We start from the raw sequence: 16,698 nt of genomic DNA on the forward strand, positions 1-16,698 counted from the left end.
AAGCCACCCTCTTAGTGATCGTGGCCCTCAAGGCAGTGCTCAAACTGTTCCGCCATGTTGCGGATCAAAGCGAGATAATCCGGGCTGTCCAGATTGACGCCAAGCGGGTCCAGCTCTTCGGAGTGCAGATCCAGACCGGAGCTGATCGCCTTCACAACTTTGGGGTTGAACTGTGGCTCGGTGAAAACGCAGGTGACGCCTTCATTGTGCAGGACATCGCGCACCGCATCCAGACGTGCGGCACTTGGGGCTGCACCGTCTGCAGAGAGGATCGCTCCGGAAGCCGACAGATCAAAGCGGGTTTCAAAATACTGGTAGGCGTCGTGGAACACCACGAAACCGTGCCCTTTCAGCGGGGCAAGGTCTGCGGCGATCTCTGCTGTCAGCGCCTCTAGCTCTGCCTGACCTTCGGCGGCATTGGCCCGGTAGGTCGCAGCGTTTTCCGGATCAAGGGCAGCGAGCTTTTCGGCAATCGCACCCATCCAGAACTTGGCATTTTGCGGGTCAAGCCAGGCGTGTGGATCAACGCCATCGTGGTCATGATGGTGTTCCCCCTCATGGCCCGCGTGGGCCTCATCCGCATGGTCATCCTGGTCGTCATGACCTTCGTGGTCGGCATGTTTGTCGTGATCATGTGCGTCATGCTCTTCATGGCCCTCATCATGGCCGTGCTCATCCGCATGATCGTCATGGTCGTGATCGTCGTGACCGTGATCATCATGGTCTTCATGCTTTTCGTCATGTGCATGGTCATCGTGCCCCTCATGATCGTCGTCATGATGCGCATCGTGGTCGTGATCATGATCGTCGTGATGATCATCCCCCTCACCCAGAGCAATCTCAAGGAAGGTTTCATCTTCGCGATAGGCAAGCTCTCTTGTGCCATTCAGATGCAGCAAAGAAAACGCCTCTCCGTCATTCACAAGGCTGTCGATGGCCTCGTCCATCGCAGGAGACAGCTCCGCACCGATCCAGACCACGAGATCCGCGTTTTGGAGCGCGCGCGCCTCGGAGGGACGCAGGGCATAGCTGTGTGGCGATTGGTTGGCGGGCAGCAATTGCTGAGGTTCGCCAACACCTTGCATGACCTTGGCGACCAGCGCCTGGACTGGTAGGATGTCCGTCACAACGCGTGGCGCTTCCGCCCGCACCGGCGCGGCCAGAACGGTCGCCGCAAAGACCATAGGAATGAATCGCACGTCAGCGCTCCTTTTGTTGCTACAGGGGCTGGCTCTAGTTGAAATGTTATACTATATCAAGCATCAAATCTTGAGGACCGTCAGGAGGCTCCATGCAAACCGTGGGATTTCAAAGCCATGACCACGCCGCCTGTGTGGGCAGCGGGCTGCGCGCCGCAGAAGAAACCTGCGCGGCCAAAGGGCTGCGCCTGACCAAGGGGCGTCGGCGGGTGCTGGAAATCTTGCTGCAGGAACACCGCGCGATGGGGGCCTATGACATTTTGGGCATCCTATCTGAGGAAGGCTATGCGTCGCAGCCCCCGGTCGTCTATCGCGCTTTGGATTTTTTGGTGCTCAACGGGTTTGTGCATAAGGTTCAGAAGCTCAATGCCTATGTGGCCTGCGCCCATCCCGGTGACACCCACACGCCCATCTTCCTGATTTGCCGCGGCTGCAACACGGTTGGAGAAACCGCCGCGTCGTTGAAATCCACATTGGGCGCAGCGGCCAAGGCGATGGGCTTTGTGGTGGAAAGCACGGTGGTGGAGGCGGAGGGGCTCTGCCCGGATTGCGCGCCCACAGCGGAGACACCGGCATGAGACTTGTCACCGTCAGCAAAATGTCGGTGAAACGCGGGTCGCATCAGGCGCTGAGCAACGTGGATCTGGCCATCGACAAAGGTGAGATTGTCACCATTGTTGGCCCTAATGGCAGTGGCAAATCCACTTTGCTGCGCTGCATTATTGGGGCGCTCAAACCCGATCAGGGCACCATTCTGCGTGCGGCGGGCATGCGCATCGGTTATGTGCCGCAGCGGTTGGCGATTGATGCCACCATGCCTTTGACCGCCGCCCGTTTTCTGTCGCTTCCCACCAAACGCAGCAAGGCGCAGGTGGAGGAAGCATTGGCGCAGGTTGGCGCGGAAGGCCTGCAAAACCGGCCCATGGCGGGGCTTTCGGGCGGGCAATTCCAGCGCGTTCTGCTGGCGCGGGCTTTGATGGATAAGCCCGACCTGCTGATCTTGGATGAGCCGACAACGGGCCTTGATCAGCCCGGCTCTGCAGATCTTTACACCCAGATTGAGCAGGTGCGGCGCAGCACTGGAGCCGCTGTGTTGATGGTCAGCCACGAGCTGCATGTGGTGATGAGCGCCTCAGACCGTGTGGTCTGCCTCAATGGGCATGTGTGCTGCCATGGCACGCCGGAAATTGTCGCCTCTGCCCCGGAATATCGGGCGCTGTTTGGCACCGGTACCCATGGGGCGCTGGCGCTTTACCGGCATGAGCATGATCACCACCATCATCACGACCATGACCACAGTCATGACGGTGATCACGCCCACCACGATCACGGATCTCGCTGATATGTTTGATGATTTTCTCGTTCGCGCGCTTTTCGCCGGCGTTGGCGTTGCGCTTGCGGCGGCCCCTCTCGGCTGCTTTGTGGTCTGGCGACGGATGGCTTATTTCGGCGATGCAACGGCCCATGCGGCGATCCTTGGGGTGGCGCTGTCTTTGGCGCTCGGGGTCTCGATCTTTGCTGGCGCGATGGCGATTGCGCTGGCCATGGCGCTGACGGTGTCCAACCTCTCGGAAAAAGGCTTTGGCGTCGACACGCTGCTTGGGGTGTTGGCGCATTCGGCATTGGCGTTCGGTCTTGTGGCGGTGTCTTTTCTACAAGGGGTAAGGCTGGACCTGATGTCCTACCTGTTTGGCGATATTCTGGCGGTGAGCAAAACCGATCTGATCGTGATCTGGGGCGGCGCGGCGCTGGTTGTCGGGCTGATGGCCTGGCGCTGGCAGGCGCTACTGACGGCCACATTGAACCGGGACCTTGCCTATGCCAGCGGGCTAAATCCGCAGCGTGAACAACAGCTTATGACATTTGCGTTGGCCATTGTGGTGGCGGTGGCGATCAAGGTGGTTGGGGCCTTGCTGATTGTGGCGATGCTGATCATTCCGGCGGCAGGGGCACGTGCGGTGGCACGCTCGCCAGAAGTCATGGCCTTTGGGGCTGCGGGCATCGGCGCGGCGGCTGCGGTGGGCGGATTGGGACTGTCTTATCAGATGGATACGCCTGCCGGACCGTCTGTGGTTTGCGTCGCCGCCGCGCTGTTTTTGGTGATGACAGTGCTTGGCCGCCTGCTGCGCCCAGCGCAGAATTAACCAATTTTCGCAGACGTCTGTATCGCGTCGGTATTGCGGCTGTATCGCGGAGGTGTGCATCTCAGTGTCACCATCCGCGTTAACACTTATGGCAGGCTCAGGTGAGCGCCGCTTGCACCAGAGCCTTGAGCTGTGCACGGGTTGGGTAACTGCTGGACGGAGAGAGCTGGGTGAAGAAGACCACCGACAGCGACTCCATCGGGTCGGTCCAAAAGAAGGTTGAGGCCATTCCGCCCCAGCTGAAATCGCCAAAACTGCCGGGACAGCGGGCGCGGGCAGGATCAAGCACCACCGCACCGCCAAGACCAAAGCCCATGCCTTCCATCGGCTGTTCAGCAAAACTCTGCGGTCCCATGGCGGCGATCTCGTCGGGGAGATGGTTGTCCATCATGAAGGGAACGGTGCGTGGCGCAAGCAAGCGCGTGTCGCCCAGCGCGCCGCCGCAGCGGAGCATTTCGACAAAGCGCAGGTAATCATCCATGGTGCCCACAAGACCGCCGCCGCCGGAGAAGGTTTCCGCTTTCAGGAAAGGAGACCGTTCTGCATTGTCCACTTCGCGCAGCGTGTTGGCACCGACCTTTGCCGCGTTGAGCGCCATCGCGTCCCCCTCAAGCGGGGTGTAAAGATCGGCGAAGCGCGACTCCGTTCCCGGCACAACTGAAAAGCCGGTTTCGGTCATGCCCAGCGGATCCAGAATTTCATCGCGGAAAAACCTCTCCAGCGATTTGCCGGAGACCACCTCGATCACGCGACCCAGAACATCGATGCCCACGGAATATTCCCAGCGCTGCCCCGGTGCGAAGGCCAGCGGCAGGGCGGCGACTTTGTTCACAACGTCTTCGAGTTTGCCTTGGGTGGGTTTGAAGAGCAGATCTTCGGCATCCATCGCTTCAGCAACAAGACCCGGGTTAAACGGATAGGTGAGACCGCTGGTGTGGACGGCAAGCTGGTGCAGGGTCGGGCTGGCGCAGGGTTCCACCTGATCCAGCGAGGTCGCGCCGGGGATCAGGGCATGGCTGCAGGCAAAGCCGGGGATGAACTCAGAAACCGGGGCGTCCAGATGAACAAGGCCGCGTTCCACCAGCATCATCAGCGCCACCGTGGTGATCGGTTTGGTCATGGAATAGATGCGGGCAACAGTGTTGCGTTCAAACGGAAGGTTGCGCGACAGGCTGCGCAGGCCGGTGGCATGATCAAACACCACATCGCCCTCTTTGGCGATCAGCAGGGCGCAACCGGCATATTTGCGATCCGCAACGAGCTGATCCATCCAGCCGGAGAGCACCTCCAACCGGCCGACATCAAACCCTCTGTCTTGGGGTAACGCTGTGCCGATCATGGTGCTGCTCCTCATTGTCATGCCTCACACTGCCTCTATGCCATCAAATTGAGCAAGGCCAGAAAAGCGTTCCAGTTTTTGAAAGGTGACGCAAAGCCACGCTCTGTTAAGCCTGATCGGCTTTGATGCGCTTGGGGAATCACAGCATAGTGGCCCCACGGATGACCATCCGGGCTGTAGAATACGCCGCTCAGGGAGAGAGCATGACCAAGACGACACAGTGGATCAGACGCGGCCTTGCTGTGTTGGCCACATTTTGCACGGTGCAGTTTGCCGCTACGCAGACGAGCTCACAGACTGCGGACACGACAGACGGCAAGACCGCGCAGGCGGTTTATGTCTATGGCAACAGTCTGGTGCACCACCTGACCGACAGCGATGAAACCACCGCACCTCATTGGATGGCGGTGTTTGCCAAAGCCGCTGGAACCGACCTTCGACTGGATGGCCAATGGGGCTTTTTGCGCGATTTTGCCCAAAGTGGCCGGCCTTCCGCCAATTGGCGATTTGAAGAGGTGCAACGCGGCTGGGCACGCGCTTATCGCAACTTTGCCGATGTGGGCTGGGACAGTGTGCTGATCACGCCTGCAAACTTCATTCAGTATCGCGCACCAGAGCAGCCTTATGAGGGCGACAATCCGGACAATTACTCCCCGGTCACGGCGACGCTGGACGTGATCGACAATCTGCAGGAACGGTTCGGTGACGCAGATGCGGTGCGCTATGCGATCTATGAGGGCTGGGCCTATATGGGCAATCAGGTGCGCCGCTTCCCACCAAATGCGCGCCAGTTGCGCAAATATCAGCGGTTCAACACCGGAGACTATCATGCGTGGTTTGAAGACTATGTGGATCAGCTGCGTGCGGCGCGGCCTGAGGTGCAAATTGACCTGATCCCCGTGGCCAGCGTGATGGCGCAATTGCTGGATGGGGGCGTTTTGGAGGGCATGCCGTCTGAGGCGCTCTACTCCGATGATGCGCCTCATGGCACGGCGACCACTTACCTGCTGGCGGGCGCGATCACCTATGTCTGGCTGTTTGAATCCGAACTGCCGCTGTCGGTTGCGTTGCCGAACACGATCCATCCGGATGTGCGCACCTATTGGGAGGCCGTGCGCGACGAAATTCACCGTCTGGTGCTGCGCCCGATTGAGGCGGCCAACAAAGGCGCGGCGCTGGAGCAAAGCGGATTTTCCGACGCAGCAGACAGCCCTTCGGAATTGGCGGGACTGGGGCTGGCCGATCCGGCACTGTCCATGGGGCTGAGCGAGGTCAGCGATTGGGCAACGCAGCATCCGTTTCTCAACCGTATGAAGACCGCACGCCCCTGGGTTGGCCATGTGGACGGGCGTTGGGGTGCCCTGAGTTTTGAAGACCTGCAGGATCGCGGATTGGTCGATGAGGACGGCTGGGTCTGGGGATTGCCTGAGGAGATCGAGGCGATTGAAACGGTGCTGTTCACCGATCAGCCGAAGGAGTCCTCAGGACTCGCCGGGCGCTACCGCGTCACCTGGCAGGGCAGCGACGCAATCGAGCTCACCGGGCGTGCGCGTGTGGTGCGGGAAGCCCCCGGAGAGATCTGGTTTGACTACACACCCGGTGATGGGCTGGTGGGGATCAAGATCCGCAACCCGGATCCGGAGCTGTCCGGCAACTATGTGCGCGACATCACAGTGCTGTCGATGGCGCATATCCCGCTTTGGAACGCAGGTGTGCTTTTCAATCCGGATTGGCTGAACGTGGTGGATGATCTGCGTCAGGTCCGGTTCATGGATTGGATGCAGACCAATGGCTCCTCGCAATCGCGCTGGGACGGACGCCCGTTGCCCAGCGATTTCACCTATGCCTGGCGCGGTGTACCGGTTGAGGTGATGGTTGCGCTGGCCAATCAGATCGGTGCGGACCCTTGGTTCAACATGCCTCACCTCGCGGAGGCTGATTATATGACGCGCTTTGCCACCTATGTGCGCGACCATCTGGACCCGGAACTGCTGGCGCATGTGGAGTATTCCAACGAGCTTTGGAACTGGGGCTTTGAGCAGGCGCAATGGGTGTTGCGCGAAGGCGAAGCCCGCTGGGGCAAAGGCAGCGATGTGCAGATGCAGTTTGCCGGGATGAAAGCCGCCGAGATGGCGCAGATCTGGGGGGATGTCTTTGGGGAGGCGGCAGAGGCGCGGCTGAGCCGGGTGATCGCAGTGCATACCGGCTGGCCCGGTTATGAGGACGGGTTGCTTGAGGCCCCGCTGTGGCAGGCAGAGGGCAATCCTGCTCCGGTGAGCCTGTTTGAGGCCTATGCTGTGACCGGATATTTTGGCGTTTCGCTTGGCGTTGAAGAGGGCGCGGAAACCGTGCGCGGCTGGCTTGAAGAGGCGCGCGCGGCGGCGGAGGCAGCGGGCAGTGCGGAAGGCCTGCAACGGGTTGCATTGCGTGAGTTTGTGGCGGAGCGGCGTCATGACGGTCTGTTTGCCAAAGCCGCAGAGGCGCTGCGGTCAGGCGATCTGCGCCGGATGACGCAGGAGTATCTGCCTTACCACGCAGAGCGCGCGCGCAAAGCCGGGCTGGATTTCCTGATGTATGAGGGCGGCAGCCATGTGGTGGGCGTTGGTGTTGAGGCCAATGACGAAGCGCTCACGGATTTCTTCACCGCCTTCAGCACAAGCGAAGAGCTGGCGGAGGTTTATGATGAGATGCTGGTGGCGTGGCGGCGGCTGGGTGGGCGCGGCTTTAACGCCTACAGCGACGTGGGGCGGCCCAGCAAATGGGGCAGTTGGGGGCATCTGCGGCATCTGTGGGATAAGACCCCGCGCCAAGACCGGTTGACCGCATACAACATTGACGGGCCGCATTGGGCCGAAACCCGCGACAGGGATGCGTTTTTGCACGGCGGGATTTATCTGGGCAGCGACGGGCGGGACAGGCTGGAAGGCACCGGCAAGCGCGATGTGCTGCTGGGCGGGGATGGCAATGATATTCTGGTCGCCCGCGGACGGGGCGATTTGCTGCATGGTGGTGCCGGTCTGGATCGCGTGCTGCTGCCGGGCACCCGTGCAGACTACAGCTGGGAACGTGACGGCGCGCGGGTGCGTGTCCGCGCGGAAGGGCGGGACTATCTTCTGACCGAGATCGAGGCGGTGGCCTTTGAAGATGCACCGGCATTGGTGCTGCCGCTGTCGGGCTTTCTGTAGAGGGCAATTGAGACACAGGGTTGATAATGCAGGCAGATCCCCCTGCCCGTGTGTGATTGGCTCTGTTAGGGTCGCCGCGATTGATCAGAAGAAGGCATCCGCGCGGTGTTGAGCATCCTCATTCCAGCGAGCAATGAAGCGGCCCATATCGGGACCTGCCTTGAGGCTGTGCTGGCATCAGAGGGACTGGCGCGTGCGCAGATTGTGGTGGCTGCCAATGGGTGCAGCGACAGCACTGTGACAATCGCCAAAGGCTTTGCGGAGCGCGCTGCACAGAAGGGCTGGGATCTGGTTGTTCTGGACCTGCCTGCCATCGGTAAGATTGGCGCATTGAACGCGGCGGATGCGGCGGCGGCTTACGAGATGCGTGCCTATCTGGATGCGGATGTGCTCGTCGATGCGGCAGTTTTTGGCGAGCTGGCAGATGTTCTGGCAACCGAGGCGCCACGTTATGCCAGCGGGCAACTGCGCCTGAGCAAGGCCGCGACCTGGGCGACACGGGCCTATGCGCGCACCTATGCCAAAGTGCCTTTCATCACCGAAGGCGTGCCCGGCGCGGGGCTGTTTGCGGTGAATGCCGCAGGGCGCGCGCGCTGGGGAGATTTCCCTGACATCATCTCTGACGACACCTTTGTGCGGCTGTCCTTTGCCCCCGCAGAACGGGTGGGCGTGTCAGCCGGGTATGATTGGCCGCTGGTGGAAGGCTTTGGTGCCCTGGTTCGGGTGCGGCGGCGGCAGAATGCCGGGGTGCATGAGGTTTTTGCGCGTTATCCAGAACTGGCGAAGAACGACAACAAATTGCCGGTGAATGCGGGGCAAATGCTGGCCATGGCGCTGCGTGATCCGATTGGGTTTGGTACTTATGCGGCGGTGGCCTTGGTTGTGAAATTCACCCCGCAGAGGGCGCAGGGCTGGGAGCGCGGGCGATGAGCCGCCTGCAACAGATCACGAAAGGACAATCGCTGGCCGCGCGCGCGTTGCGCAGCGGCGGGCTGACCATTTTGGGTTATGGTGGCAGTCAGGCGCTCAGGCTGGCCTCCAACCTGATTTTGACGCGGCTTCTGTTCCCCGAAGCCTTTGGCCTGATGAGCCTTGTCTGGGTGTTCTTGCAGGGGCTGAACAACCTCAGTGATATGGGCGTGAGCCAGTCGATCCTGCAATCCAAGCGGGGCGAGGATCCGGCGTTTCTCAACACGGCCTGGACCATTCAGGTGTTGCGGGGCGCAGTACTGATGGTGATGACCTGTGCCTTGGCGGCACCGGCAGCGGCGTTTTATGCCGCACCGGAGCTGGCGCAGATCCTGCCCGTGGTCGGGGTCACTCTGCTGATTTCCGGACTGTTCCCCACCAAGAAAGACAGCGCCAACCGCAATCTGGTTCTGGGCCGCCTCACGGCGATTGATCTGGGCGCGCAGGTGATTGGATTGGTGGTGGGCGTGCTGGTGGCCTGGGCCACCGGATCTGTGTGGGCATTGGTGGCCAGCGCGGTCACCACGCTGATCATTCAGCTGATCTCCTACCATCTTCTGCTGCCCGGAGCGGGCAATCACGTCCGCTGGGAGCGTCCGGCGGCACGGGAACTGATCCACTTTGGCAAATGGATCTTTCTTTCTACGGCGGCCGGGTTTCTGCTGAGTCAGGGGGACAAAATTGTTCTGGGGAAATTCCTGAGCCTGAGTGCGCTTGGCATCTACAACATCGGCTATTTCCTTGCCTCCTTCCCATGGCTGTTGGGCGGGATGCTGGCGGGGCGATTGCTGATCCCGATTTACCGCGAAAAGCCTCCGCATGAGAGCGCGGAGAACCGCGCGCATTTACACAAGATGCGGCTGTTACTGAGCGGCGGATTGTTTGCGCTGCTAGCGAGCTTTGCGCTGCTTGGGCCGTGGCTTGTCGAGACGCTTTATGACCCGCGCTATGCGCTGGCTGGCGGGGTTGTTGTGTTGCTCGCGCTGATGCAGATCCCTCAAATGATCGCGCTGACCTATGACAATGCGGCGCTGGCGGCCGGTGACAGCCGAGGATTTTTCCTGCTTGCCGCGACACGCGCCGGATTGGTGATGACGGGGCTCACTATGGGAGGGACGCAGTTCGGCCTGGCGGGAGCGCTGATCGGGCAAGGCTTGGCGATGCTGCTGGCCTATCCGGTTGTCATCTGGTTGGCGCGCAAACATGCAGCGTGGGACGCGCGCCACGACGCTTTGTTCTGGGCCGTGGGCATTGGGGTCGGTGCATTGGTATGGGTCTTGCATCAAAAGACCATTTTCGCACTTTCTGCCCTCAATTTGCCCTGATTTGACCTTTCTGAAGTATGGTTGTGATTTTACTTTTAAGCGAAATGAAAGAGCTTTTTTGTAAAGGAAAGGCTGATCTCACGCGCGTTTGGCGCAGGTGACTTTGGCGGGCAAGAATTTGAGCGACACTGTAACGAAGACTGTCCAAGCGACGGATATTGCCATTGTCGGTATGGCGACGCATTTGCCCGGCGCGGCCAGCATAGAGGAATATTGGCAAAATCTGCGCGACGGCATCCGCTCTATCAAACAGCTCAGCGAAGAGGACCTGCTGGCGAATGGCGAAAGCCAGGCGCGGCTCAACCACCGAAATTACGTGCCAGCGGCGGCGATGCTGGACGGGTTTGCCGAGTTTGATGCGGAGTTTTTTGGCCTGTCTCCCAAAGAAGCCGCGATCATGGACCCGCAGCACCGCCAGTTTCTTGAGGTAAGCTGGGAAGCGCTTGAAAACGCTGGCCATATGCCGGAGCACTTTGGCGGCCCCATCGGGGTTTTCGCGGGCTGCGGTATGGGCAGTTATTTCTATTTTAACCTCTGCAGCAACCGCGATCTGGTGGACAATACCGGCATGTTCCTGCTGCGTCACACCGGGAACGATAAGGATTTTCTGGCCACGCGGCTGAGCCATATTCTCGACCTGAAAGGCCCCAGCCTTGGCGTGCAGACCGCCTGTTCCACCTCGCTGGTCGCGGTGCATTATGCGGCGCAGTCGATCCTGAATGGCGAGTGTGACATGGCGATTGCGGGCGGTGTCACCATCGAGCTGCCCCACGGGCGGGGCTATGTGTTTCAGGATGGCGAAATCCTGTCACCCGATGGGGAATGCCATGCTTTTGACCATCGTGCGCAGGGCACGGTGTTTGGCTCGGGCGCGGGCGCGATTGTGCTGCGCCGGCTCAGCGATGCGATTGCTGATGGCGATCACATCTGGGCCGTGATCAAAGGCTCTGCGGTTAACAATGATGGCTCTGACAAGGCGGGTTATCTGGCCCCCTCTGTGGGTGGGCAAGCGGCGGTGGTAGCGGATGCGCTTTCGATTGCGGATGTCAGTGCGGACACGGTGGACTATGTGGAGTGCCATGGCACCGGCACCTATCTGGGTGATCCGATTGAAGTGGCCGCGCTGACCGAAGCCTATCGGGAAACCACTGAGGAGACAGGGTTTTGCCGGATCGGGTCAGTGAAAACCAACATCGGCCATCTGGACACAGCGGCAGGTGCTGCGAGCCTGATCAAAACGGCGCTGTCGCTGCATCACAAAGAGATGCCGCCAAGTCTTGGATTTGAAGCGCCCAATCCGGCGATTGATTTTGAAACCAGTCCTTTTGCGGTGAATGCCGCGTTGCGGAACTGGGAGCGGCGCAAGGGGCCACGACGCGCCGGGGTGAACAGCCTTGGCGTGGGGGGCACCAACGCCCATGTGGTGATCGAAGAAGCCCCGGACCGCCCGGACAGCGCTGAAAGTGACTGGCCGCTGCAACTGATTGCGGTGTCAGGGCGCGGCACAAAGGCTCTGGAAGCCAATACAGCCAACCTCGCTGCACATCTGAGAGAGTACCCGGAGCAGCCGCTGGCGGATGTGGCCTACACCCTATTGACCGGTCGGCGTGCGTTTGAAAATCGCCGTATCGTGCTGGCAGAGAGCCATGAGGACGCGGCGATGCTGCTGGAAAGTAATGATCCGCGGCGGGTGTTTACGCGCCGTGCAGAAGCTTCGCCGGAGGTGGTATTCATGTTCCCGGGCGGCGGGGCGCAATATGTGGGCATGGGCCGTGATCTCTTTGAAACAGAGCCTGTTTTTGCCGATTGGATGGAGCGCGGCTTTGCCCATCTGGCGGACAAAGGCGGCGAAGAGCTGCGGGCGTTATGGCTTGCGACGGGCGAGGATGTTGCAAAGGCTGAAGAGCGGCTGAAACGGCCAAGCCTGCAGCTGCCACTGATCATGATGGTGGAATACGCGCTGGCGCAGCTGTGGATCAGCTGGGGTGTGACGCCCGCCGCACTGATCGGGCATTCCATGGGCGAGAACACGGCCGCCTGTCTGGCTGGCGTGATGTCGTTTGAGGACTGTCTCGAGCTGGTACATCTGCGCGGACAGCTGTTTGATCGGGTGCCCGCAGGCGGGATGCTGTCGGTGCCTTTGCCGCTGGCGGAGCTTGAGGCGTATCTGGGCGAAGATCTGGATATTGCCTCGGTGAATGCCCCCACACTCACCGTGGTTTCAGGCTCAGACGTGGCGCTGGATGTGCTCGCAACCAAGCTGGCGATGAAGAAGATCGACACGCAGCGTGTGCCGATCGACATCGCCGCACACTCGCGGATGCTCACACCGATCCTAGAGGAATTTGGCGATTATCTGCGCAGTATTGACCTCACTGCGCCAACCTTGCCGATCATTTCCAACCGCACCGGTAAAGCGCTGCTGGATCACGAAGCGACGGACCCAGAATACTGGGTCGGGCATCTGCGCCATACCGTGTTGTTTGCTGATGGCATCTCTGAGCTGGCCAGAAAATCCGGACGGATCTATCTGGAGGTCGGCCCCGGCAAAGCCCTGTCATCTCTCAGCAAAATGCATGCTGATGTGAAGGCGGATCAGGTGCTGTCGTCATTGCGCCACCCGGAAGAACAGACCGCCGATGATCTCTATTTCCTGACCGTGTTGGCCCAGCTTTGGACCTTCGGGGTGGATGTGGATTTTGAGCATCTGTGGGGAGAGCTGCCCCGTCAGAAAGTTGTGTTGCCCACCTATGCGTTCCAGCGCAGCCGCTATTTCATTGAGCCGGGGCAAGGACAGGCTGACGCGGCAGATGAGCTGCTGATGCGGCTGCAGGACACCGCCGACTGGACCTACGCCCCCGTATGGACGCCGCGGCTGGCGGAATGCGAGATTGATGTTGAGACCGAACTGGAGCGGGCAGAGCGGCACAGCTGGCTGATCTTTGTCGATCAAGGTGGCACGGGGTCGGCCTTGGCAGACAAGCTGCGCGCCGCAGGTCAGGATGTGGTGACAGTCATCACCGGTGATGCCTTTGCCGAGCTTGGCCCGGATGCATATGCGCTGGCACCGGAACGTGGACGCGAGGGCTATGATGCTTTGATGCAGAGCCTGATGGCCAAAGGGCGCGCGCCGGATCGGATTGTGCATCTGTGGCTGCTCACCGAAGATGAAAGCCATCGCCCCGGATCAAGCTTCTTCCATCGCAATCAGGAACAGGGGCTGATGAGCCTGTTTTTCATCGCGCAGGCGGTGAGCGAAGAAAACCTGCCAACCCCGCTGCACATCACAGCCGTAGGCAATGGCGCCGTGCAAGCGCGCGCAGAAGCCCTGCCCTATCCGGAGAAAGCCACCGTGCTTGGGGCGGTGCAGGTGATGGGCCGCGAGCTGCCCGGGGTAAGCGCAAGCCTGCTGGATGTAGAGACACCGAGTAGAAAGACACGTGGCACGCTAATCCCCCGCCTGCTTGAAGAAGTGCTGGCCCCGCCAAAAGCGCAGATCGCGGCGTGGCGCGGAGCTAAACGGTTTGAGCGCGACTATCGCACAGTTGCGCTTGAAGGCGAAGACATGCCCGTTTGGCAACAGGGTGGCACCTATCTCATCACCGGTGGATTTGGCGGCATTGGCCTCACATTGGCGGAACGCATGATCCGCGAAGCCGGTGCAAATGTTGTTCTGCTGGGACGCGAGAGCCTACCCGCGCGTGAAAGCTGGGCGCACTATCTGCAAAACCATGCTCCACACGATCGCGTGGCGCAGCGGATGCGCGCGGTAGAGCGGCTCGAAAGCCTTGGTGGCAGCGTGCTGCCGCTGGCGGCGGATGTGTGCAACAGTGATGAGATGGCCACAGCGGTCGCCGCCGCGCGAGAGGCTTTTAGCGAGATCAACGGCGTGATCCATGCGGCGGGTGTGATTGATGACGGTCCCCTGCTGGCAAAGACCTCAGCCAGTATTGAAGATGTGCTGGCGCCCAAGCTGCACGGCACGCAGGTGCTGGAGCAGCTGTTCCCGGACGGCAGCCTTGATTGGCTGATGCTGTTTGCCTCCTCCTCTACCGCCACAGCCCCTGCGGGGCAGCTCGACTATGTGGCAGCAAATGCCTATCTGAATGCCTACGCACAGGCGCGCGCAGGCGGAAAAACGCGGGTGCGCGCGATCAACTGGGGGCTTTGGTCAGAGGTTGGCATGGCGGCAGACGCCGTGGCGGCGCGGCAAGCCCCCCCACCTGAGGCACCGGTTGATGCGATTGACACGCCCTTGCTCACAGGGGCCGGATTTGATGCGCAGGGCAACCGCATCTTCACCGCCGACCTGACAGCGCAGGACTGGATTTTGGATGAGCATCGCACCGGAGACGGTGCGGCGGTGATGCCGGGCACGGGCTATATCGCATTGGCGTATGAGGCATTGGCTGCGCAGGGGGAAACCGAGAATTTTGCCATCGAGGACCTGCTGTTCCTGCGCCCCTTGCATGTGGCGGAGGATGCAGATTGCGCGCTGCGCGTCACCCTGCGACGAAGCCCTGCAGGCTATGCCTTTGCCGTGCAAACAGCGGTGCTGTTTGACGGGCAAGAGGGATGGCAGACACATGCGGAAGCGCAGCTGGTTCCTGTGCGCGAAACACCGGCAGCGCGGCTGAATGTTTCTGAACTCACGGCGTCTTGTCCGATCACCAACGATGGCTTTGGCGCAGCGTTGCGCGCGCCGCAGGAAGCACATATGCGCTTTGGCCCGCGCTGGAAGGTGCTGCGCGAAACCGCTCTGGGCGAGAAGCAAGGCCTGGCAAAGCTGCGGCTTGATGCCCAGTTTGACGGGGTCGGTTTGCAGATGCATCCGGGGCTGCTGGATATTGCCACCGGTTGGGCGATGGACCTTATCCCCGGATATGCGCAAGGGCATTTGTGGGTGCCGGTGGGATATGCGCGACTGGCCCAGTTTGCCCCACTGCCTGAAACTGTGGTGAGCCATGTGCGGCTGGTGAGCGGAGACAGCGCGTCAGGCTCGGCACGGTTTGATGTGTCGCTGGCAGATGCTGCGGGCAACATATGTGTCAAAGTGAACGGGCTTGCCTTGCGCCAAGTGGAAACCGCTGCCGGTTTCACAAAGGCACAGCCCTTGAGCAAGAGCGAAGTTCAGTTTGCAGACCCGGGCGCAGCGCTCGCCCCGCTCTCTGCCGCAGAGGAGCGGCTGGCCCACAATCTGTCCCAAGGCATTCCCCCAGAAATTGGCGCCCAGATGTTTGAGGCGGCGCTGCGTGATCGACGCGCGCAACTGGTGGTGTCCTCGCTGGATCTTGCCGTGTTGGTCAAGCAGGCGGAGGCCGGTGTTCAGGAAGACGCAGGGCCGACGCAAAGCTTTGAACGGCCTGAATTAGAGACTGATTTCATCGCCCCACGCACGGATATTGAACGCACTCTGGCCGGGTTCTGGCAGGAGCTTTTGGGTGTTGAACAGGTTGGCGTGCAGGACAGTTTCTTTGATCTCGGCGGGCACAGCCTGATTGCGGTGCGTCTGTTTGCCATGGTCAAGAAAGCCTGGTCGATCGACTTCCCGATTTCGGTTCTGTTTGAAGCGCCGACCATTGAGACCTGTGCCGCGCTGATCGCGGATCGTGTCGGGGATCAGGGACCACAGACCTCCGCGCAAAACGCAGATAACCTTGACGACACCAAACCGACGACGCGCTTCACCCATCTGGTGCCGATGCATCAGGGGGAAGGTGGCTCCAAAACGCCGTTTTTCCTTGTGGCCGGAATGTTTGGCAATGTGTTGAACCTGCGCCATCTTGCGCATCTGATCGGCGCGGACCGCCCGTTTTACGGCCTGCAGGCGCGCGGGTTGTTTGGGGATGCACAGCCCCATGATGATCTGGTGGACGCCGCCACAGACTACATCAAGGAGATGAAGCAGGTGCAGTCGGAAGGGCCTTATCTGTTGGGAGGTTTCTCTGGGGGCGGGATCACCGCTTATGAAATCGCGCGACAGCTTGAGGCCATGGGCGATGACGTCCGGCTGGTGGCGATGCTCGATACCCCTTTGCCCGTGCGCCGTGCGTTGAGCCGCGCCGACCGGATGCGCATTCAGCTGAAGGAGCTGCGCACCAAAGGTGTGGCCTATCCGGTGATCTGGGCCAAGAATCGCATCGCCTGGGAAATCGCAAAACGCCAACCCGCGCAGGAAACCGAGGCGCAGGGGCAGCAGTTCCATGATGCGGAGATCGAAGCGGCCTTTTTGCAGGCTGTGGCGCGCTATCAGGTGCAGAGTTGGAGCGGCAACCTCGCCCTCTTCCGTCCGCCGCTTCGGGGTAAATGGGCCCTAGGCAATGGACGCTTGGTGGATCAGGACCGTGCCTATGTGTTCCACGACAATGATTGGGGGCAATGGGTACCGGATGTGCAGGTCTTTGAGGTGCCGGGCGATCATGATTCCATGGTGCTGGAACCCAATGTGCGGGTGCTGGCAACGCGGCTGAAGGCGGTGATTGCAGCGGCGGAAGCTGAGGCTGCGCCGCAAATGCTTCGGGAGGCCGCGGAATGAGT

At 60.7% G+C, this 16,698-nt stretch carries 9 protein-coding genes; 7 read left to right on the top strand and 2 right to left on the bottom strand.

Translation table 11 applies throughout. The features are described from left to right. Positions 1-11: 11 nt before the first annotated feature. Positions 12-1,199 carry a zinc ABC transporter substrate-binding protein gene (locus J7399_RS06220; protein WP_348539435.1) on the bottom strand — a complete coding sequence of 396 codons (1,188 nt, stop codon included), beginning with the start codon at positions 1,197-1,199 and terminating at the stop codon, positions 12-14. Positions 1,200-1,291: 92 nt separating this feature from the next. Between J7399_RS06220 and J7399_RS06225 the strand changes: the two genes are divergently transcribed. Genes J7399_RS06225 through J7399_RS06235 form a run of 3 tightly spaced genes read left to right on the top strand, consistent with a single transcriptional unit; the run spans position 1,292 to position 3,343 of the window. Continuing rightward, positions 1,292-1,777, top strand: coding sequence for a transcriptional repressor (locus J7399_RS06225; protein WP_209084664.1), 486 nt, complete (start codon positions 1,292-1,294; stop codon positions 1,775-1,777). Then, complete coding sequence (locus J7399_RS06230) at positions 1,774-2,541, top strand: metal ABC transporter ATP-binding protein (protein WP_209084665.1); 768 nt, start codon at positions 1,774-1,776, stop codon at positions 2,539-2,541. Before J7399_RS06225 ends, J7399_RS06230 begins: the two co-directional genes overlap by 4 nt. A 1-nt stretch (position 2,542) precedes the next feature. Beyond that, complete coding sequence (locus J7399_RS06235; RefSeq protein WP_209084831.1) at positions 2,543-3,343, top strand: metal ABC transporter permease; 801 nt, start codon at positions 2,543-2,545, stop codon at positions 3,341-3,343. A 97-nt stretch (positions 3,344-3,440) separates the two neighbouring features. Here the strand turns inward: J7399_RS06235 and J7399_RS06240 are convergent, their stop codons facing one another. Continuing rightward, positions 3,441-4,613, bottom strand: a complete 1,173-nt coding sequence (locus J7399_RS06240) for a serine hydrolase domain-containing protein (protein ID WP_209084832.1) — start codon at positions 4,611-4,613, stop codon at positions 3,441-3,443. Positions 4,614-4,885: 272 nt separating this feature from the next. On the opposite strand from J7399_RS06240, the gene J7399_RS06245 reads away from it, so the two are divergent. From J7399_RS06245 to J7399_RS06260, 4 genes are all read left to right on the top strand, one after another. After that, positions 4,886-7,867, top strand: coding sequence for a calcium-binding protein (locus tag J7399_RS06245; RefSeq protein WP_209084666.1), 2,982 nt, complete (start codon positions 4,886-4,888; stop codon positions 7,865-7,867). A 105-nt stretch (positions 7,868-7,972) separates the two neighbouring features. After that, a complete protein-coding gene (locus tag J7399_RS06250) occupies positions 7,973-8,797 on the top strand; it encodes a glycosyltransferase (RefSeq protein ID WP_348539436.1) in 825 nt (274 codons plus the stop codon). After that, a complete protein-coding gene (locus tag J7399_RS06255; RefSeq protein WP_209084667.1) occupies positions 8,794-10,161 on the top strand; it encodes an oligosaccharide flippase family protein in 1,368 nt (455 codons plus the stop codon). The genes J7399_RS06250 and J7399_RS06255 overlap by 4 nt, the downstream gene beginning before the upstream one ends. Positions 10,162-10,279: 118 nt before the next feature. Beyond that, on the top strand, positions 10,280-16,696 hold the full coding sequence (locus tag J7399_RS06260; RefSeq protein WP_209084668.1) for a type I polyketide synthase: 6,417 nt from the start codon (positions 10,280-10,282) through the stop codon (positions 16,694-16,696). Positions 16,697-16,698 lie beyond the last annotated feature (2 nt).

Source organism: Shimia sp. R9_1 (assembly GCF_017743775.1).
In the GTDB taxonomy this organism is placed as follows: Bacteria; Pseudomonadota; Alphaproteobacteria; order Rhodobacterales; family Rhodobacteraceae; genus Shimia.